The organism is Microbacterium tenebrionis, assembly GCF_903645325.1.
Taxonomy (GTDB): domain Bacteria; phylum Actinomycetota; class Actinomycetes; order Actinomycetales; family Microbacteriaceae; genus Microbacterium; species Microbacterium tenebrionis.
This window is the reverse complement of sequence record NZ_CAHJXQ010000002.1, coordinates 424,049-441,797: the sequence shown is the minus strand read 5'-3', so window position 1 is coordinate 441,797 and position 17,749 is coordinate 424,049. Positions and strand designations below refer to the sequence as shown.

Annotated in this window: 19 protein-coding genes; 11 read left to right on the top strand and 8 right to left on the bottom strand. The window is 69.3% G+C overall.

The genetic code is table 11. From position 1 onward, the window contains the following. Window positions 1–2: 2 nt before the first annotated feature. From HWX58_RS05465 to HWX58_RS05455, 3 genes are all read right to left on the bottom strand, one after another. A complete protein-coding gene (locus tag HWX58_RS05465) occupies window positions 3–806 on the bottom strand; it encodes a CPBP family intramembrane glutamic endopeptidase (protein ID WP_175985994.1) in 804 nt (267 codons plus the stop codon). Then, a complete protein-coding gene (gene trmB, locus HWX58_RS05460) occupies window positions 803–1,528 on the bottom strand; it encodes a tRNA (guanosine(46)-N7)-methyltransferase TrmB (protein WP_175985993.1) in 726 nt (241 codons plus the stop codon). The genes HWX58_RS05465 and trmB overlap by 4 nt, the downstream gene beginning before the upstream one ends. Before the next feature lie 61 nt (window positions 1,529–1,589). Continuing rightward, on the bottom strand, window positions 1,590–2,432 hold the full coding sequence (locus tag HWX58_RS05455; protein WP_175985992.1) for a DUF3097 domain-containing protein: 843 nt from the start codon (window positions 2,430–2,432) through the stop codon (window positions 1,590–1,592). A 133-nt stretch (window positions 2,433–2,565) separates the two neighbouring features. On the opposite strand from HWX58_RS05455, the gene HWX58_RS05450 reads away from it, so the two are divergent. From HWX58_RS05450 to HWX58_RS05435, 4 genes are all read left to right on the top strand, one after another. Then, entirely contained in the window at window positions 2,566–4,599 is a 2,034-nt protein-coding gene (locus HWX58_RS05450; RefSeq protein ID WP_175985991.1) for a TPM domain-containing protein, read from the top strand. Between the two features lie 67 nt (window positions 4,600–4,666). Next, complete coding sequence (locus tag HWX58_RS05445; protein ID WP_175985990.1) at window positions 4,667–5,401, top strand: PspA/IM30 family protein; 735 nt, start codon at window positions 4,667–4,669, stop codon at window positions 5,399–5,401. Window positions 5,402–5,434: 33 nt separating this feature from the next. Beyond that, window positions 5,435–6,232: an arginase family protein gene (locus HWX58_RS05440; protein ID WP_175985989.1), complete on the top strand. Its 798-nt coding sequence runs from the start codon at window positions 5,435–5,437 to the stop codon at window positions 6,230–6,232. Further along, entirely contained in the window at window positions 6,229–6,738 is a 510-nt protein-coding gene (locus tag HWX58_RS05435; RefSeq protein WP_175985988.1) for a Fe-S oxidoreductase, read from the top strand. The genes HWX58_RS05440 and HWX58_RS05435 overlap by 4 nt, the downstream gene beginning before the upstream one ends. On the opposite strand, the gene HWX58_RS05430 is transcribed toward HWX58_RS05435, so the two are convergent. The 3 genes from HWX58_RS05430 to HWX58_RS05420 are packed head-to-tail and all read right to left on the bottom strand — an operon-like array spanning window position 6,695 to window position 8,405. Next, window positions 6,695–7,165 (bottom strand): SIP domain-containing protein, encoded by a 471-nt coding sequence (locus HWX58_RS05430; protein ID WP_175985987.1) that lies wholly within the window; start codon window positions 7,163–7,165, stop codon window positions 6,695–6,697. The two genes, HWX58_RS05435 and HWX58_RS05430, sit on opposite strands and share 44 nt — an antisense overlap. Window positions 7,166–7,224: 59 nt before the next feature. Then, window positions 7,225–7,932, bottom strand: a complete 708-nt coding sequence (locus HWX58_RS05425) for a tyrosine-protein phosphatase (RefSeq protein WP_175985986.1) — start codon at window positions 7,930–7,932, stop codon at window positions 7,225–7,227. Beyond that, window positions 7,929–8,405, bottom strand: coding sequence for a carboxymuconolactone decarboxylase family protein (locus HWX58_RS05420; RefSeq protein ID WP_175985985.1), 477 nt, complete (start codon window positions 8,403–8,405; stop codon window positions 7,929–7,931). Before HWX58_RS05420 ends, HWX58_RS05425 begins: the two co-directional genes overlap by 4 nt. A gap of 61 nt (window positions 8,406–8,466) precedes the next feature. On the opposite strand from HWX58_RS05420, the gene HWX58_RS05415 reads away from it, so the two are divergent. Next, complete coding sequence (locus tag HWX58_RS05415) at window positions 8,467–9,639, top strand: acyltransferase family protein (RefSeq protein ID WP_175985984.1); 1,173 nt, start codon at window positions 8,467–8,469, stop codon at window positions 9,637–9,639. On the opposite strand, the gene HWX58_RS05410 is transcribed toward HWX58_RS05415, so the two are convergent. Next, a complete protein-coding gene (locus HWX58_RS05410) occupies window positions 9,544–11,058 on the bottom strand; it encodes a glycosyltransferase (RefSeq protein ID WP_175985983.1) in 1,515 nt (504 codons plus the stop codon). The two genes, HWX58_RS05415 and HWX58_RS05410, sit on opposite strands and share 96 nt — an antisense overlap. 162 nt (window positions 11,059–11,220) lie before the next feature. On the opposite strand from HWX58_RS05410, the gene HWX58_RS05405 reads away from it, so the two are divergent. The 6 genes from HWX58_RS05405 to HWX58_RS05380 all read left to right on the top strand — a co-directional run bounded on the left by HWX58_RS05405 (window position 11,221) and on the right by HWX58_RS05380 (window position 17,143). Then, window positions 11,221–12,150, top strand: coding sequence for an alpha/beta fold hydrolase (locus HWX58_RS05405; RefSeq protein ID WP_175985982.1), 930 nt, complete (start codon window positions 11,221–11,223; stop codon window positions 12,148–12,150). A gap of 75 nt (window positions 12,151–12,225) precedes the next feature. After that, window positions 12,226–13,743: an ABC transporter substrate-binding protein gene (locus HWX58_RS05400; RefSeq protein WP_175985981.1), complete on the top strand. Its 1,518-nt coding sequence runs from the start codon at window positions 12,226–12,228 to the stop codon at window positions 13,741–13,743. A 16-nt stretch (window positions 13,744–13,759) separates the two neighbouring features. Continuing rightward, window positions 13,760–14,707 (top strand): ABC transporter permease, encoded by a 948-nt coding sequence (locus HWX58_RS05395; RefSeq protein ID WP_175985980.1) that lies wholly within the window; start codon window positions 13,760–13,762, stop codon window positions 14,705–14,707. Further along, complete coding sequence (locus HWX58_RS05390) at window positions 14,704–15,573, top strand: ABC transporter permease (RefSeq protein WP_438268242.1); 870 nt, start codon at window positions 14,704–14,706, stop codon at window positions 15,571–15,573. Before HWX58_RS05395 ends, HWX58_RS05390 begins: the two co-directional genes overlap by 4 nt. Further along, the gene (locus HWX58_RS05385) at window positions 15,570–16,361 is read left to right on the top strand and encodes an ABC transporter ATP-binding protein (RefSeq protein WP_175985979.1); all 792 of its coding nucleotides are present in this window, start codon (window positions 15,570–15,572) and stop codon (window positions 16,359–16,361) included. The genes HWX58_RS05390 and HWX58_RS05385 overlap by 4 nt, the downstream gene beginning before the upstream one ends. Further along, a complete protein-coding gene (locus HWX58_RS05380) occupies window positions 16,358–17,143 on the top strand; it encodes an ABC transporter ATP-binding protein (RefSeq protein WP_175985978.1) in 786 nt (261 codons plus the stop codon). The genes HWX58_RS05385 and HWX58_RS05380 overlap by 4 nt, the downstream gene beginning before the upstream one ends. On the opposite strand, the gene HWX58_RS05375 is transcribed toward HWX58_RS05380, so the two are convergent. Next, entirely contained in the window at window positions 17,144–17,740 is a 597-nt protein-coding gene (locus HWX58_RS05375) for a GNAT family N-acetyltransferase (RefSeq protein WP_175985977.1), read from the bottom strand. Between the last annotated feature and the right edge of the window lie 9 nt (window positions 17,741–17,749).

The window sequence follows — 17,749 nt, the reverse complement described above, 5'->3', positions numbered from 1 at the left end:
GCTCAGACGAGGAACAGCGGCAGCAGCCCCGGGTTGTGCGCGTGCACGAGCACGGCGAACACCACCGCATCGAACAGCAGGTGCACGGTCACGACGTACGCCAGCGAATGCGTCCGGAGGAATATGTACCCCTGCAGCAGCGCGAACGGGATCGTCAGCAGCGGTCCCCACTCGCGGTAGCCGAGCTCCCACAGGAACGACACGAACACGATCGCCTGCAGCACGTTCGCGAGCGCATCGGGAAAGTGCCGGCGCAGCAGGGCGAACACGGTGCAGATGAAGAACAGCTCGTCCCAGATGCCGACCGCCCCGACGCCGACGAACAGCCGGGCGATGAGGTCCGGCGTGTCGACGACCGGCCAGTTCTGGTAGACGCCGCTGGTGATGAAGTAGAACGGCAGGATCAGCCAGCCGAGCACGAGCACAGCGACCAGCCACGTCCACTGCAGCCTGCCCCACCGTCTGCCGGTGCGCCACGGGAAGCCGATCGCCCTGTCGCGGAACACGAACCGCGAGATCAGATACGGCACAACCACCGCCCCGCCGAGCGCGAGCGTGAACCGCAGCATCGCGAGGTTGTCGAGCTCCGCCGCCAGCGGGATGACGCTGACGATCAGCATCCCGATCGCGACGAGCCCGAGGTCGCGGGTGAGGGAGGGAGCCGCTGCCATGACCGCCCGTCTCTCGACCGCACAGGCGAGGACGAGACCGGCCGCGAGCAGCGCCCAGCCCAGCCACGGCGTCTCGAGCACGAAGAACGCGGGCGCCGCGACGCAGACGAGCAGCGCCGCGGCGAGGCGGCTCACGCCCGAGGCTTCCGCCGATACACGAGGTCGCGGATCTCGCGTCCCTTGGCGATGCCCTTGCGCTCGAACGCCGTCATCACCCGACCCTCGAAGCGCTCGGCCCATTCCCCGTCGAAGGCGCGCTCGAACAGCGGCTCCGCGTCGAGGACCTCCACCATCTGCAGGGCGTAGTCCTCCCAGTCGGTCGCCAGGCGGAGCAGGCCCCCGTCCGCGAGCGCACGCGCGGCCGCGTCCCCGAACCCGGGGCGGATCAGCCTGCGCTTGGTGTGACGCTTCTTGTGCCAGGGGTCGGAGAAGAAGATCCAGACCTCGGATGCGGCCCCCTCGGGCAGGTAGGTGGAGAGCACCTCCGGCGCGTTCGCCTCGACGAGCCGCAGGTTGCGCACGCCCGCCTTGTCGGCATCGAGCATGGTTCGCGCGAGCCCCGCGCGGAACACCTCGACGGCGAGGAAGTCGTCATCGGGTCTGGCGGATGCCGCCGACACGATCGCATGCCCCTGCCCTGAACCGATCTCGACGATCAGCGGAGCCTCGCGGCCGTACTCGGCGACCGGATCCATGCGCGCCTCGGGATGCACGCTCGTCCAGGCGACGTCCCGCGGAACCTCGAGCAGGTACTGGGGCGCGAGCTCCGCGAACGCCCGTTCCTGGGCCTCCGACATCCGTCCGCTCCGGCGCACGAAGGAGACCGGTTCATCGCGGAAGGTACGGGGCTCTGGCATGAATCAATCGTACGTCTCGCGGAGGGCCGGCCCTTCGACAGCCTCACGGACCGGAAGGGACTCAGGGACCGGAGGGCTCGGTCACGAAGTCGATGAGCTCCTCGACGCGGCCGAGCAGCGCGGGTTCCAGATCGCGGTAGGTGCGCACCTTGCCGAGGATGTGCTGCCATGCGCGACCGGTGTCGCCCTGCGACTCGTACGGCCAGCCGAACGCCTTGCAGATGCCGGTCTTCCAATCGGTTCCGCGGGGGATCTCCGGCCATCGGGCGATCCCGAGGACCTGCGGCTTGACGCACTGCCAGACATCGATGAACGGGTGCCCGACGATGCGCAGATGCGCGCCGTGCGGGCCGCGCATGATCGCATCCGCGATCCTCGTCTCCTTGGATCCCGCGACGAGGTGGTCGACGAGCACGCCGTAGCGGCGCGTCGCGCCGGGCGGTTCGGCGGCCAGCAACTCGTCGAGCCTGTCGACCCCTTCGAGGTACTCGACGACGACGCCCTCGACACGCAGGTCGGCGCCCCACACCTTCTCGACAAGCTCGGCGTCGTGCTTGCCCTCGACGAGGATGCGGCTGGGAAGCGCCACGCGTGCGCGCTGGTCGGCGACGGCGAACGAGCCGGATGCCGTGCGCCGGGGCGTCTGCTTCACCGCCGCGGGCGGGGTGAGTCGCACCGGCTCGCCGTCGATGAGGAATCCGCCGCCGAGCGGGAACACGCGCTTGCGTCCCTTGTAGTCCTCGAGTTCGACGTTGCCGCCCTGCACGCGCGTCACGGCGCCGCAGTATCCGTCGTCGGCGACCTCGACGACGAGATCCCGTTCGGCCGGAACATCGGCGACCTTCTTCGCGCCCCGCTCCCGCCATCCGGCGGCCAGCACATCCGAGCCGTACCTGTCGTCCATGCCTTCCAGCGTATGCGTCGCCCTGGCACTTCCCGGCGGCGACACAGACTGTTTCCCTAGAGTCGCTATCGTCTGTCGTCGGTAGTGAATAGACTCGGAGCGCTGGGGCCTGCGGCCCTGCGGAGGGAGTGCAATGCGGACTCGGTTTGCCGTCGTGCTGGGGCTGATCGTGGCGGTCCTCGCGTCGGGGTGGACGGCGTCTGCGGCGCTCGCCGTGCCACCGTCGACACTGGACTCCGGCTACGTGACCGATGAGGCGGGTGTGCTCTCCTCCGGCGAGGCGGATGCTGTGAACACCCGGCTCTCGGAGCTCGCTCAGGGCGAGGGCGGCGACCTGTTCGTCGTGTTCGTCGACTCCTTCACCGACCCGTCCGACAGCACGGCGTGGGCGGATGAGACCGCCGCGCAGAACAACCTCGACATCGACCAGTACCTCATCGCCGTCGCCGTCGACGACAGCCAGTACGCGATCTCCGCGGACGCCAACGGTCCCCTCGACGACGGCGACATCGACCGGGTGCTCCAGGCCATGCAGAGCGGGCTGAGCCAGGGCGACTGGGACGGCGCGGTGATCGCCGCCGCCGATGCGTTCCCCGGCCAGTCCGGCGCAGCGGACGGCAGCGGGATCATCTGGATCGTGGTCCTTCTGATCGTCATCGTCGCGGTGGTCCTCATCATCGTCCTGGCGATGCGCTCGCGCCGCAGGAAGACCCAGCAGACGACGCAGGCGCGGATCCCCGACCCGAACGATCCGTACGCATCCGCGAGCGACGAGGAGCTGGAGACTCAGGCCGGCAGCGCCCTGGTGCGCGCCGACGACGCGATCACGTCCAGCCGTCAGGAGCTCGGCTTCGCGGTCGCGCAGTACGGCGATGACTCGACTCAGCAGTTCACGCAGGTGATCGAGGCTGCGCAGGCCAAGGTCGCGGAGGCGTTCTCCCTCAAGCAGAAGATCGACGACGAGGTTCCCGACGCTCCGGAGCAGCGTCGGGCCTGGCACATCCGGATCATCCAGCTCTGCCATGAGGCGGACGACCTGCTCAATGCCAACATCGAGGCGTTCGAAGAGCTGCGCAAGCTCGAGGCCGAGGCTCCTCAGGCCCTCGAACGCATCAAGGCCCGGCACGCGACGGCGCAGCAGACGCTCGGCACGGCCGCTCCGGCCCTTACGGCTCTCGCGCAGACGTACGACGCCACGGCGCTTGCGCCCGTCGCCGAGAATCCTGGGCAGGCGCAGCAGCGGCTCGCCCTCGCGGACGCCGAGCTCGCCGAGGCGGAGACAGCGATCGCCGCGGGGCGCAACGGCGAAGCCGCCTTCTCGATCCGCACGGCCGAAGAGGCCGTCGAGCAGAGCGAGAACCTCGTCGACGCCGTGACGTCGCTCGGCGCGAACCTCGCAGCCGTGGAAGAACAGGCGCGCGCCATGATCACCGACATCGAGGCCGATATCGCCGCTGCCGGCGCCATGCCCGATGCCCAGGGGCAGCTCGCTCCCATCGTCGCGCGCACGCGCTCGAACCTGGATGCCGCACGGAGCGGCCTGGACGGCTCGCCCCGCAATCCCCAGCAGATCCTCGACATGCTGACGACCGCGAACACCGAGATCGACGGCGCTCTCGGACAAGCGCGTCAGACGAGCGAACAGGCGCAGCGCACGGCCCGCATGATCGAGCAGCGCCTGACGCAGGCGCAGGCGCAGATCGCGACGGCGAACGATTTCATCACGACCCGGCGCGGAGCGATCGGCGCCACCGCGCGCACCCGTCTGGCGGAGGCGAACGCCGCCTACTCCGAAGCCGTTGCCGCCCAGAGCGCAGACCCTGCGCTCGCACTCGACCGCGCCTCCCGCGCGTACAGCCTCGCCTCCGAAGCACTGTCATCGGCGCGCAGCGAGGTCGACACGTTCAACACCGCAGGTTGGGGCGGCGGCGGGTGGACCACCGGCCCCCGAAGCGGCGGCAGCGACTTCGGCGAAGCCATCCTCGGCGGCATCCTCGGCGGCCTGTTCAGCGGCGGAGGCGGCGGAGGCGGAGGCGGAGGATGGAGCTCCGGCGGCGGATGGCGCTCCAGCGGCAGCTCTCGCAGCAGCCGCCCGTCCAGCTTCGGCGGAGGCTCCTCACGCAGCAGCTCCCGCAGCGGGGGCCGCTCCCGGGGAGGTCGTTTCTAGCATCCGCTCGTTCTTCACACGCTCATCACAAACTCGCACGACTCCGTTCCAATCGAAAGGAAACACCATGGCCAAGCAGTCCATCTTCAGTCGCATCTCGACGCTGATGAAGGCGAACATCAACGCCCTCATCGATCAGGCCGAAGACCCGCAGAAGATGATCGATCAGCTCGTCCGCGACTACACCAACAACGTCGCCGACGCGGAGGCCGCGATCGCCGAGACCATCGGCAATCTGCGCCTGCTCGAGCGCGACCACGAAGAGGACGTCCAGGCCGCGAAGGACTGGGGCAACAAGGCCCTCGCCGCCAGCCGCAAGGCCGACGAGCTGCGGGCGGCGGGCAACACCGCCGACGCCGACAAGTGCGACAACCTGGCCAAGATCGCCCTCCAGCGTCAGATCGGCGAGGAGCGCGAGGCAGCCGCCGCCGAGCCCACGATCGCGGCGCAGACCGAGGTCGTCGACAAGCTCAAGAGCGGCCTGAACGGCATGAAGGAGAAGCTCGGCGAGCTCAAGGCGAAGCGCAGCGAGCTTCTGGCCCGCGCCAAGGTCGCCGAGGCTCAGACGAAGGTCCAGGATGCCGTCTCGTCGATCAACGTGCTCGACCCGACGAGTGAGCTCGGCCGCTTCGAGGACAAGGTCCGCCGCCAGGAGGCCCTCGCCCAGGGCAAGGTGGAGCTCGCGGCATCCAGCCTCGACGCGCAGTTCGAGAGCCTCGACGACCTCGGCGAGCTGACCGAGGTCGAGGCCCGGCTGGCCGAGCTGAAGACCGGTCGCCCCCAGGCGCAGCTCGAGGGCTGAGTCCCGATCGATGCGCGTGGGAGGTGAACCCTGATGGCAAGATTCCTCGTCGTCCCGCAGTGGCAGGGTTCGCCCTCCGCGCGCGCGATGCTGCTCGTCGACGGCGCCTCGGCGATCGCCGGCGACCTGCCGCGCGCAGCCACGACGGTGCTCGATATCCCGTTGGAGGCAGGTGAATCGCTCGGCACCGGCGTCCATCGGCTGAGCGCGCTGCAGCGCATCCGCTCGATGGTCGCCGAGGCCATGGCACCGGACACGATCGTCATCGGCGGCGACTGCAGCGTCACGGTCTCCGCGCTCGACGCCGTCGACCGTGATTCCCTCGCGCTCGTCTGGTTCGACGCGCACCCCGACCTGCACACGGATGAGACCTCGCCATCGGGTGCGTTCTCCGGCATGGCTCTGCGCGCGATCCTCGGCGACGGCGAACCGCAACTCGCCCTCTCGCCGGGTCTTCCAGCCGATCGCGTGGTCGTCGTCGGCGCACGCGTTCTGGACGACGCCGAGGAGGACCCGCTCGCGCGGCTGACGAGCCTCGGGATCGACGACCTCGACGACGAGAATGCGCTCGCGACCGCGGTCGCCAGCACCGGCGCCTCCGCCGTGTGGGTGCACATCGACGTCGACGTCCTCGACCCGTCAGAGATGGCGGGTGTGTCAACGGCTGCACCCTTCGGCGCACGTGCGGCGGCCCTGGCATCCGCCATCAGAGCCCTTCGGGCGCAGGTGCCGCTCGCCGGTGCGACCATCGCCGGGTTCGCGCCCCGTTCCCCCGTCGATGCCGTCGACGACCTCGGAGCGATCCTGCGACTCGTGGGTGCTGTGGCATGACGCCGGGCTCATCGCCGCGTCCCGATTGGCGCGCAGCCGCAGACGCCGCGCTCCAGCGGGGACGCCGGTTCGATCGCCGGATCCCGTCGTTCCTGCTGCGGTCGCCGATCAGCCGGATCGGCTATGCCTGGGGAACCACCGTCGGCTGGATCTGGGGCTCGCTGTGGAGCACAGGGCCGATCGAGCGCCGCGCGGGCCTGTGGGTGTTCCGCGGCATGCCGAAATGGACGTTCAACCGAGGAGGCATCTGCGTGGGCGGGTGCTTCCTGACCGGCGATGCCGACCCCAGCGACGCCATCCTGCGGCACGAGGCCGTGCACAAGGCGCAGTGGCTCCGTTACGGATTCCTCATGCCCGTCCTGTACCTGTTCGCAGGACGCGATCCGATGCTCAATCGGTTCGAGATCGAGGCCGGCCTCGAGGATGGCAACTACGTACGGCGATCGAGCCGAACGGCCGCGGTCAGTTCGCGGACGGCAGCAGCCCGAACCGGTCCGGGGCGCTGATCATCTCGGCCGGGACGTCGAGAGCCCCGGTCAGATGCTCGACGATGTCAGCCGAACCGAGATAGCCGCCCAGAAGCGTGACGTGGGTCGGCAGCTCGCTGTCGCACAGCATCTCGTCCGCCCAGGCGCAGGTCGCGCGGGCCAGAGCCGTCCCGGGCGTGCAGGAGCGTCCGGTACCGGGAGCGCCGGAGCGCGACGAACGGGCGAGCCACGTCACGGTCATGCGTGCCGGCGCATCGATCACGCCGATGTCGGCCGGGTCGGCGACCTCGATGAACACCCGGCCCGAAGCGCACAGCGGCAACGTGGCGAGGAACGACTCGAGTTCGAGCAGCGAGTTCTCGTCCGCGGTCACCAGGTGGTGCGAGCGCAGACGAGCGGCTCGGCGCTGGGCGCGTCCGCTTCGCAGTTCGGTCGAGGTCGTCATGATTCCCTCATCGTACCACCCATGAAGGGTTGCCTTACCTTGCTCAGTTCAGATCGTGCTCAGGACTCGATGAGTGCAGCCCGTAGCGCGTCGAGTTCGTCGTCGGCGAGGCCGTGAGCGCGCAGATAGTCGGCGGAAGACCCCCACCGGCGGTCGATCTCGTCGAGGATGCCGCGCATGACAGCGGCCGGCGACTGCGTCGCCAGGGCCACCGCGTTCTCGGCGTGCGGATGCTGCGCCCGGAGGAACTCCGTGATCCGGTGATTGCGCTCGGCCGGCAGCTGCGACGCCGTGAGCGCGTAATCCGCGACGACGGCGTCCCGATCCGCGTCGACAGCCGAAAGGGCGAGCGCGACCGTGACCCCTGTGCGGTCCTTGCCCACCGTGCAGTGCACCAGGGTGCCCTCCCCTTCCGCGATCACGCGGACGGCGTCCGCCAGCCGCGCGCCGCTCTCGTCGACCAGGTGACGGTACATCTCCTCCAGACTCAGATCCTCGTCGAAGAACGACGCGACCGAGCCGAGGAACAGCGGCAGGTTCGTCGTGGGCACCGAGCTGACCGCCGACGGCGCTTCGGCGACCTCCTGGCCGCCGCGCAGGTCGACGATGTGTCCGACGCGGTGCTCGATCGCGGCGACGGCCGCCGGCTTCGCCGCGACGAGGCTGCCCGAGCGCAGCAGCATGCCCTCGCGGATGCGGCCGCGTGACGCCGGCATCCCGCCGACGTCACGGGCGTTGAACACGCCGGGGAGTTCGAGGAGCGTCACACCGGCGCCTGATCTGCACGCGGCGGGACCGGATACCGTCCGGCGATCACGATCCGGTTGAAGGCGTTGATCGACACGCACGCCCAACTCAACGCGGCGTACTCCTTCTCCGTGAGCACGCCGCCCACGCGGTCGTACACGTCGTCGGGGATGCCGTCGTCGTGGATGAAGGTGAACGCCTCGGCCAGTTCGAGGGCCGCACGCTCGCGATCCGAGAACACGCCGCTCTCGCGCCAGGTGGGGATCTGCACGATCGTGTCGGTGTCGAGGCCGGCCTTCACCGCACGGTCGAGATGGACGCGCGCACAGTACGCGCAACCGTTGAGCTGCGAGCAGTGGATCATCACGATCTCCTTGAGCCGGTCGTCGATGCCGTTGTCGCGACAGATCTGGCCGACGGTCCTGGCGAACTGATCCAGAGTCTCGTACGCGGCCGGCTCGGTCTTCGACAGGCGCACGCGCGTCTCGCTCATGCCCTCAGCTTAGGCTCAGACCCCGTCTCTAGCGTGGGTGCAGATGGCGAACACGCAACGCATGAGGAGTCTTGACGGAGTCCGCGGCGCAGCCGCGGCTGTGGTCCTCGTGTACCACTGCAGTCTCGTCGCGATACCGTATCTGGACGATGCCACCGCCGCCTGGCTGACGCAGACGCCGGCGAAGATCCTGTTCGCCGGAACCGAGGCCGTGCTGGTGTTCTTCGTGCTGTCGGGCTTCGTCGTGGCGCTGCCGGTGCTGCGCGACGGCTTCAGCTGGTTGCGCTACTACCCCACGCGCATCCTGCGCCTGTACCTGCCGGTGTGGGCCTCCGTCGTTCTCGCCGCCGGCCTCATTGCGCTGGTGCCGCGGGACCCTGCGACCATGCCCGATGACTCGTGGATGCAGAACACGCAGGCCGCGACGGTCACGTGGAGCTCGTTCTTCGACGAGGCCCTCCTGACGACGACGAGCTACGACATCAACAACGTCCTGTGGTCCTTGCGCTGGGAGCTCATCTTCTCGCTGGGCCTCCCGATGTTCATCGGCGTCGCGATCGTCGTGCGCCGGCACGCCCTCATCGCGGCGATCGGATGCTGCGCGCTCACCGTAGCGGGGCGGCTGATCGACGCAGAACCGCTCGTCTACCTGCCTGTGTTCCTGCTCGGCACCCTGATGGCCGTCCGGTTCGACGACCTGCTGGCGTGGGTGCGCCGGCCCCGGCACCCTGCCTTCTGGCCCGCGTTCACCGCCGGCGCGCTAGCGCTGCTCATCGCGAGCCGGCTCGCTCGACCGGTCGCCGCTCCCGGCAGCCTGCTCGGCCGCACCATGTGGGGACTGGCCGGCATCGGCGCCGTACTGGCGATCGTCGCAGCGCTGGGATGGCCGTGGCTGCGCACGGCACTCGAAGGGCGGGTTCCGCAGTGGCTGGGGCGCACGTCGTACAGCCTCTACCTCGTGCACGTGCCCGTCATCGCGACACTGGCCTACCTGTGGGGCAGCGACAGATGGCCGCTCGTGATGACCATCGGCATCCCGACCAGCCTCGTCCTGGCCGCCGTGTTCCACCGCGTCGTGGAGGCGCCGTCCCAGCGCATCGCCAGGATGGCGGGTGGCGCCGTGCCGAGGCGGGCCCGCTCACGGATCTGGGACGAGCGCTCGCTCGGCGAGGCGGTGCAGGCGCCGCTTGATCCGGCCGGCGAGACGGCGGATGCGACGGGGACCGGGGTCTGACGCACGCCGCTTGCGCCGTCGCGCCCGTCGCATCTCACGCCCCCAGGCGCGCACGACGCTCCGGTCGTCGAACCGTGAAGCGCTCTCGCGGGCGCGACGGCGCATCGCGGAGACGTCTTGCTCCGGCATCCGCTGGAGCTCGGCGATCCGACGCGACATGGCGCCGATGTCGCCCGGCGGGATGAGGAAGCCGTTGCGTCCGTCCTGGATCACGTCCGACGGGCCGTAGGGGATGTCGTACGCGATCGGAATGCAACCCGCCGCCATTGCTTCGATGAGAGCGAGCGGAAGTCCTTCCGTCTTGGAGGTCAGGAGCATGAAGTCCGCGGACACGAACGCCGCCCGCGCGTCGTCGACGTGCCCCCGCAGGCGCACACGATCCTGAACGCCCAGCGAGCGGATCGTCTCCTCCAGGAGCGGGCGCCTCTCTCCCTCGCCGAAGACATCCAGAGTGAGGTCGGCATCGTCCGAGGCCCGGGCGAGAGCCTTGATCGCGTGCGAGACCCGCTTGCGGACGATGAGCGATGCAAGCATGACCCCGCGGCCTCTGCGCCTCCCGGAGGATGCGCGCGACGGGCCCGCCCCGTCGAAACCATTGGGGATGACCGCGATGTTGTCAAGCGGACCCAGATCGTGCAGGAGGTCCTCCCGCTGCCGCGATGTGAGGACGATCACCGCATCGAAGTCATCGAGATGCTCGAGCACGGTGAGCCGCGTCGCGCTCAGCTGCGAGCCGTCGGCGGATCGGTGGGACCCGTGCAGCACGTGCATCATCACGACGTTCGCCCGGTGGTACGTCCGCGCGAACCGGGCGACCGTCTTCGAGTCCACGATGACGAAGCTCTCCTGCGCACCGAAGACGCGGTCCAGCCAATGCCTGTACAGCGCCCAGACGCTCTCCCACCTGCGCACGGGTTCGCCGCGCCGGTCATAGAGGACGACGCTGCGCCCACCCGTGTCCGGGTCGCGGCGGTCCGTCATCAGCAGGGTGCCGTCGGGCCGGAAGCGGTCCGTCGCGAGCATTTCACCGCCAGGTTCCGTCCGCCGCTGCCTCACGAGCACGACGCCGTCACGTCTGGCCTGCCCGTCGCCATCTGCCGGATCGAGGCGCTCGTGCCCGTGCGCGGATGCTCCCGTGCGTGCGGGCTGCTCGTCGTGCTCGCGGAACCATTCCCAGATGTTGATGATGCGCATGCCGTCGACGACATCCCCGGACGAGCGCAGTCGATCGACGAGCTCGGGATAGTCCAGCCGATCGTCGAAGGTCAGGATCTCGACAGGCTGACCCGTGAGGCGGACGAATGCTCTCGACCGATGCAGGAGAGCGCTCGTCATGCCGCCGAATGCGTCGGGAATGCTCCAGCTGAGCGCATAGTGCTTCCCGGAGCGGACACGCGAGGGAAGAATCGATGTGAGCATGGGGCACGAAACTAGCAACCGCCCCTGTGAGCCATCTTGATGCAGCAAATGCAATACGCACATGTTTTCGTGCCTTGAATGTGCATATTTAGCAACCAGATCCCGGCATCACCGCGCACTCTGCTCTCGCGTTTCGCGCTGACCTGCAAATCGGAGCAGAATATGGGCGTGACGACCGAGAACAGCGAGTTCCACTACCTCCCGCTCCAGGCACAGGCCCTCGGCGCACCCGTTCCCCCCGTCGAACGCCTCACGCTCGACCTCCCCGACGGGCGCCGGCTCAGTGCGCTCCGCTACGGCACCGGTGACCCGGTCGTCACGCTGCTCCACGGCGCCGGGCTCAACGCCCACACCTGGGACACCACCGTCCTGCAGCTGCAGCAGCCGGTTCTCGCCATCGACCTCGCCGGGCACGGCGACTCCGACTGGCGCGAGGACGCCGACTACTCCGCCGCCTCGCTCGCCCCCGACATCGCCCTCGCGCTCCAGGAGTGGACCACGGCTGCTCAGGTCCTCGTCGGCCAGTCGCTCGGAGGGCTCACCGCGGCGGCTGTGGCATCCGCTCATGCCGACCTCGTCCGCGAACTGATCGTCGTCGACATCACGCCCGGAATCGACACCACCGCCGATCCGGCGGTCCTCCGCGCCTTCTACGAAGGTCCCACCGACTTCGCGACCCGCGATGAACTCGTCGACCGGGCCATGTCGCTCGGCTTCGGGAGCACCCGCCCCGAGACCGAACGCGGGGTCTTCCTCAACACCCGCGTCCGCGCCGACGGGCGGATCGAGTGGAAGCACCACTTCGCCCATCTCGCGGCGAAGGCGCTGGCGGGTTCCGCCGGTGCCACTGATACCGACGCGCCGCGCGCGATCATGGACGCCCGCGGATGGGATGACCTCGCCGGCACCGCCGCGCCGATCACGCTCGTCCGCGCTCTGCGCGGATTCGCGGGAGAGGACGACGCCGCCGAGTTCGAGCGTCGCGTCCCCGGCGCACGCGTCGTTCAGCTCGACGCGACCCACAATGTCCAGGAGACCGCCCCGGGAGAGCTCGCCGAGCTCATCAGGGCCGCGGTCGTCTCACCCGCCTGACCCGGCATCCTGCCCAGGCATCACCCCGAACCGGCGCACAGCGAACCCGCCGCCCGAGAGGACCCCGCGATCATCATGTCCCACCGCACCAGACGCCTCGCCGTCGTATCGGCGCTCGCCGCCACCGCCGTCGTGCTCAGCGCCTGCACGAGCACCTCGCCCGACCCGGAGCAGACCTCGAGCGGCACGCCGGACCCCGCCGCGACCCTCACGGTGGGCCTCGTCCTCGAGCCGACCAACCTCGACATCCGCCACACCAGCGGCGCCGCTCTCGAACAGGTGCTCGTCGACAACATCTACGAGGGCCTCGTCTCGCGCGCCCAGGACAACACGATCGAACCGCGCCTGGCATCAGGCTACGAGGTCTCCGACGACGGCCTGACCTACACGTTCACCCTCAACGAGGGCATCACGTTCCACGACGGCTCGGCCCTCACCTCCGCCGACGTCGTCGCCTCGTACGAAGCCGTGCAGACCGACGAATCGCTGCAGGGCCACGCCGAGTTCGCCGCCGTCGACTCCATCGAGGCCCCTGACGACATGACCGTCGTCATCACCCTGACCGAGCCGAACCAGAACTTCCTGTTCGCGCTCACGGGCCCCGCCGGACTCGTGTTCCGCAGCGGAGACACGACCGATCTGCAGACAGCGGAGAACGGCACAGGGCCCTTCACCCTCCAGAACTGGAGCCGCGGCAGCAGCATCACCTTCGACCGGTTCGACGACTACTGGGGCGACTCGGCCGGCGTCGCCGAGGTCGTCTTCGAGTACATCCCGGACTTCACCGCAGGTGTGAACGCCGCCCTCGACGGCAGCCTCGACGTCCTCACGGCGGTCGACCCCAACCTCGCACCCGAACTGGAGAGCTCCGGAGAGTTCGCACTGACGACCGGACGCACCACCGACAAGGCGACCCTCGCGTTCAACAACGCCAAGGCACCGCTCGACGACGTGCGCGTCCGAGAGGCGCTGCGCCTGGCCATCGACCACGAGGGCCTTATCGAAGCCGTGGGCGCGGGTGAGCCGCTGTACGGTCCGATCCCCGAGCTCGACCCCGGGTACGAGGACCTCTCGGACGTCGCCCCCTACGACCCCGAGAAGGCGCAGGAGCTGCTCGCGGAGGCCGGCCAGGAGGACCTGGAGCTCACGCTGACGATCCCGTCGTTCTACGGCACCACCGTCTCGCAGGTGCTGATCTCCGACTTCGCGAAGGTCGGGGTCACCCTCGAGGTCGACCCGGTCGAGTTCCCGACCTGGCTCGAGGACGTCTACACGAACAAGGACTACGACCTCAGCTTCGTCCTGCACGTCGAGCCCCGCGACTTCGGCAACTTCGCCAATCCGGACTACTACTTCGGCTACGACAACCCGGAGGTGCAGGACCTCTACACCCGCGCGCTGGCCGAGACCGATGCCGACGCCTCCGCCGAGCTGCTCGCACAGGCGGCACGCCTCGTGTCCGAGGACCACGCGGCGGACTGGCTCTACAACGGACAGACGATCACCGCCGTCCGCCCGACCGTCTCCGGCTTCCCGCAGGACTCGATCAACTCGCGCATCGACCTCGCCGGCGTCACCGTCGCCGCGGACTGACCGGCAGCTCATCCCGGTGATCCGATACGCGCTGACACGAGGGGTCCTGCTGATCGCAGGGCTCCTCGTGTCGAGCGTGGTCATCTTCCTCACCCTGCGCGTGTTCCCCGGTGACGTCGCGCAGCTGATCGCGGGCACGCAGGCGCCACCGGCGACGGTCGAAGCCCTGCGCGAATCACTGGGACTGAACCGTCCGCTGTTCGTCCAGTACACCGACTGGATCGGCGGCGTCCTGACCGGCGACCTCGGCACATCGCAGCTGAGCGGAGCGTCCGTAGGCGCCGAGATCGCCGAGAAGGCGCAGGTCACCGTGCCTCTCGGCATCATGGCGCTGCTGATCGCTCTGCTCATCGCCGTGCCGTTCGGCATCGGCTCGGCGCTCCTGCGCGGACGCGCCGGCGGCACCGCCATCAGCGTCGCAGCTCAAGCCCTCGCCGCGGTGCCCGTGATCTGGGCCGGGATGATGCTCATCGTCGTGTTCGCGGTCTGGCTGGGCTGGCTGCCGGCGCAGGGCTTCCCTCGAGGCGGCTGGGACCAGCCATGGCAGGCCTTCCGCGCCCTGCTCCTGCCCGCGCTGACCATCGGGATCGTCGAGGGCGCCATGCTGCTGCGGTTCGTGCGCAGCGCCACGCTTCAGGCCCGGGGGCAGGATTTCGTCCGGACAGCGGCGGCGAAGGGGCTCACCCGCAACCGCGCCCTGATCCAGCACGGCATCCCCGCCGTCGGGCTGTCCATCGTCACGGTGCTCGGCCTGCAGGTCGCCGGGATCATCGTCGGCTCGGTCATCATCGAGCAGCTCTTCACGCTGCCGGGCATCGGGCGCATGCTCGTCGCGGACGTCGGAACGCGCGATCTCGTGAAGGTCCAGAGCGAACTGCTCGTGCTGACCGCTCTCGTGCTCGTGATCGGGTTCATCGTCGATCTCATCCACCACGTCGTCGACCCGAGGCAGAGGGAGTCATGATGCCCCGCTGGCTGCGACGCCTGTGGTCCGATGCCACCGGCCGCTTCGCGCTCATCGTCGTCGCGGTGATCGCGCTCACCGCGCTCGTGGCGCTGTTCTGGACGCCGTTCGACCCGCTCAGCGCCGATGTGCGGGGTCGCTGGGCGGCGCCCAGCTGGCCGCATCTGCTCGGCACGGACGGCACCGGACGCGACATCCTGAGCCTGATCATGGCGGGTGCGCGCACGACCGTGTTCGTCAGCGTCGGAGCGGGCGTCGTCGCGACCCTCGTGGGGATCGCCCTTGCAGCCCTCGGGGCCCTGACCTTCCGCTGGATGCGCGAGACCGTCGCCGTCCTCGTCGACATCCTCATCGCCTTCCCCGTCCTCATCATCGCGATGATGATCTCGTCGGTGTGGGGCGGTTCCCTGTGGGTCGTCATCTGGGCGGTCGGGATCGGTTTCGGTGTCAACATCGCCCGCGTCACCCGACCCGAGCTGCGTCGCGTTCAGCAGAGCGACTTCGTGCTCGCCGGGCGCGCTTCAGGTCTCACCCCGGTGCAGAACCTCGTCCGCCACCTGCTCCCGAACGTTGCGCCGGTGTTCATCGTGCAGCTGTCCTGGTCGATGGCCGTCGCCGTGCTCGCCGAGGCGGGTCTGTCGTATCTCGGTTTCGGGGCATCGGTGACCGAGCCGTCGTGGGGCATCCTGCTGTCGGACCTGCAGCGGTACATCAGCATCCACCCCCTCTCGGTGATCTGGCCGGGGCTCGCCATCACCGTCACCGTGCTCGCGCTGAACCTGCTCGGCGACGCGCTGCGCGAGGCGACCGACCCGACGCTGCGCCATCGTGCGGCCGAGGCCCACACGCCGGCGGTGATCGCATGAGTCTCGTCGTGCAGGACCTCGTCGTCGAGATCGACGGACGCCGGGTCGTCGACGGCGTCTCGTTCGAGGTTCCGGACGGCTCGCGAGTCGGATTGATCGGCGAATCCGGGTCGGGCAAGTCCATCACCACCCTCGCGATCCTGGGGCTGCTCCCCGACGGCGCCACCGCGAGCGGAAGCATCCGCTGGCACGGCACGGAGCTGCTCGGGATGCCCGACCGGGAGCTCGCCCGCTTCCGCGGCGACGACATCGGCATCGTCTTCCAGGAGCCGCGCACGGCCCTCAATCCGATCCGCACCGTCGGCCGCCAGATCTCCGAGTCCGTGCGCATCCACTCCGGAGTCGGGAGGAGCGAAGCGCGCACGCGCGCCATCGACGAGGCCGCCCGCGTGCACCTGCCCGATCCGGCATCCATCGTCGACAAATACCCTCATCAGCTCTCCGGCGGGCAGCGCCAGCGCGTCGCGATCGCGATGGCGCTGGCATGCCGGCCCCGGCTGCTCATCGCCGACGAGCCCACCACGGCGCTGGACGTGACGATCCAGGCCGAGATCCTCCGGCTCATGCTCTCGCTCACCTCGGAACACGGCATGTCGCTCGTGTTCGTCACCCACGACCTGGCCGTCCTCGCACAGGTCGCGACGCATGGCGTCGTGCTCGAAGACGGCCGAGTGGTCGAATCCGCGCCGGTGCAGACCCTGCTGAGCGCCCCGACGTCACCGATCACGCAGGGCCTGCTCCGCGATGCCACCGCGACGCTGTGGCGGCCGGAGGGCGGTGACGCATGAGCCTCATCGAAGCCCGCGGCCTGCGCCGTGACTTCCCCGTCCCCAAGCGTTCGATCTTCGAACGGGCAGGACGCCAGACCGCTCTGCAGCCCACGGACCTCGACATCGAGGCGGGCGAGTCGATCGGCATCATCGGCGAGTCCGGGTCGGGCAAGTCCACACTCATCCGCCTGCTGCTGGGGCTCGACCGGCCGACCGCGGGGACGGTGAGCATCGACGGACGAGACGTCGATGCCGCAGCATCCGCCCGCTCGCTGCACTGGCTCCGCCGTGCCACCGGCCTGGTGTTCCAGGACCCGTACGCGTCCCTGGACCCGCGGATGAGCGCGGGTCAGATCATCGCCGAGCCGCTGCGTGCGCTCGACATCTCCGGCGACCGTCGCGCGCGCGTGCGGGAGGTGCTCGAGCAGGTCGGGCTGGATCCGGACATGGCGGGCCGCTACCCGCACGAGTTCTCCGGCGGTCAGCGGCAGCGCGTGGCGATCGCGCGCGCGATCGTGCACCGGCCACGCATCCTCGTCGGGGACGAACCGCTCTCCGCGCTCGATGCCACCGTGCGGGCGCAGATCCTCGGCGTGCTCGAGCACCTGCTGGAGACCGAGGACCTGACCCTGATCCTCGTGTCGCACGACATCGGCGTCGTGCAGAACCTCTGCGACACGGTCGCGGTGATGAAGGACGGCGCGATCGTCGAGCGCGGAACCACCCGCGACGTTCTGCTGCGCCCGCAACAGGACTACACGAAGAGGCTCCTCGCCGCGATCCCGGTCATCCCGGAGTAGTCACCGCCGGCGGCGCTGGGGCTTGAGGGTTCGCTGCAGATAGATCGTGCCGAGCGACCGGCCGAACTTGAAGCCGACTCTGCCCATCCGTCCGACCTCGACGAAGCCGGCCCGTTCGTGGAGCCGGACGGATGCCTCGGCTCCGCTGTCGCTGATGACGGCGACGACCTCGCGCAGGCCGATCTGCTCGCACGCTTCGATGAGCGCACGCAGCAGAACCGTGCCCAGCCCCTTGCCGCCGGCCCCGGGGCCGAGATAGATCGAATCCTCGACGGTGTAGCGGTAGGCGGACTTGCTCGCCCACGGCTGCACGAGCGCATAGCCGATCACGGCATTCGAGGGGGTCACCGCCACGAGGAATGGCAGCTTCAGCTTCGTGAGCAACGCGAACTTCTCGCGCCAATAGCGGTGCGTCGACGCCTTCTCATCGAACGTCACGACGGAGTTGGCGACGTAATGGTTGTAGATGCCGCGGACGTCGGGCAGATCGCCGACGCGCGCGGGCCGGATGACGTAGCTGAAGCTGTCCGGCTCCGGCGGCGGCGCCTGCAGATGGCGCGGCAGCCGGCGACGCTGGTCGCCGGGTTCGAACTGCATGCGCTCAGC

Excerpts from the sequence above, each read along its gene's own strand:
- trmB (WP_175985993.1), bottom strand. The coding sequence starts at position 1,528 with ATGCCAGAGCCCCGTACCTTCCGCGATGAACCGGTCTCCTTCGTGCGC.
- HWX58_RS05455 (WP_175985992.1), bottom strand. The coding sequence starts at position 2,432 with ATGGACGACAGGTACGGCTCGGATGTGCTGGCCGCCGGATGGCGGGAG.
- HWX58_RS05450 (WP_175985991.1), top strand. The coding sequence starts at position 2,566 with ATGCGGACTCGGTTTGCCGTCGTGCTGGGGCTGATCGTGGCGGTCCTC.
- HWX58_RS05445 (WP_175985990.1), top strand. The coding sequence starts at position 4,667 with ATGGCCAAGCAGTCCATCTTCAGTCGCATCTCGACGCTGATGAAGGCG.
- HWX58_RS05440 (WP_175985989.1), top strand. The coding sequence starts at position 5,435 with ATGGCAAGATTCCTCGTCGTCCCGCAGTGGCAGGGTTCGCCCTCCGCG.
- HWX58_RS05435 (WP_175985988.1), top strand. The coding sequence starts at position 6,229 with ATGACGCCGGGCTCATCGCCGCGTCCCGATTGGCGCGCAGCCGCAGAC.
- HWX58_RS05430 (WP_175985987.1), bottom strand. The coding sequence starts at position 7,165 with ATGACGACCTCGACCGAACTGCGAAGCGGACGCGCCCAGCGCCGAGCC.
- HWX58_RS05420 (WP_175985985.1), bottom strand. The coding sequence starts at position 8,405 with ATGAGCGAGACGCGCGTGCGCCTGTCGAAGACCGAGCCGGCCGCGTAC.
- HWX58_RS05415 (WP_175985984.1), top strand. The coding sequence starts at position 8,467 with ATGAGGAGTCTTGACGGAGTCCGCGGCGCAGCCGCGGCTGTGGTCCTC.
- HWX58_RS05410 (WP_175985983.1), bottom strand. The coding sequence starts at position 11,058 with ATGCTCACATCGATTCTTCCCTCGCGTGTCCGCTCCGGGAAGCACTAT.
- HWX58_RS05405 (WP_175985982.1), top strand. The coding sequence starts at position 11,221 with ATGGGCGTGACGACCGAGAACAGCGAGTTCCACTACCTCCCGCTCCAG.
- HWX58_RS05400 (WP_175985981.1), top strand. The coding sequence starts at position 12,226 with ATGTCCCACCGCACCAGACGCCTCGCCGTCGTATCGGCGCTCGCCGCC.
- HWX58_RS05390 (WP_438268242.1), top strand. The coding sequence starts at position 14,704 with ATGATGCCCCGCTGGCTGCGACGCCTGTGGTCCGATGCCACCGGCCGC.
- HWX58_RS05385 (WP_175985979.1), top strand. The coding sequence starts at position 15,570 with ATGAGTCTCGTCGTGCAGGACCTCGTCGTCGAGATCGACGGACGCCGG.
- HWX58_RS05380 (WP_175985978.1), top strand. The coding sequence starts at position 16,358 with ATGAGCCTCATCGAAGCCCGCGGCCTGCGCCGTGACTTCCCCGTCCCC.
- HWX58_RS05375 (WP_175985977.1), bottom strand. The coding sequence starts at position 17,740 with ATGCAGTTCGAACCCGGCGACCAGCGTCGCCGGCTGCCGCGCCATCTG.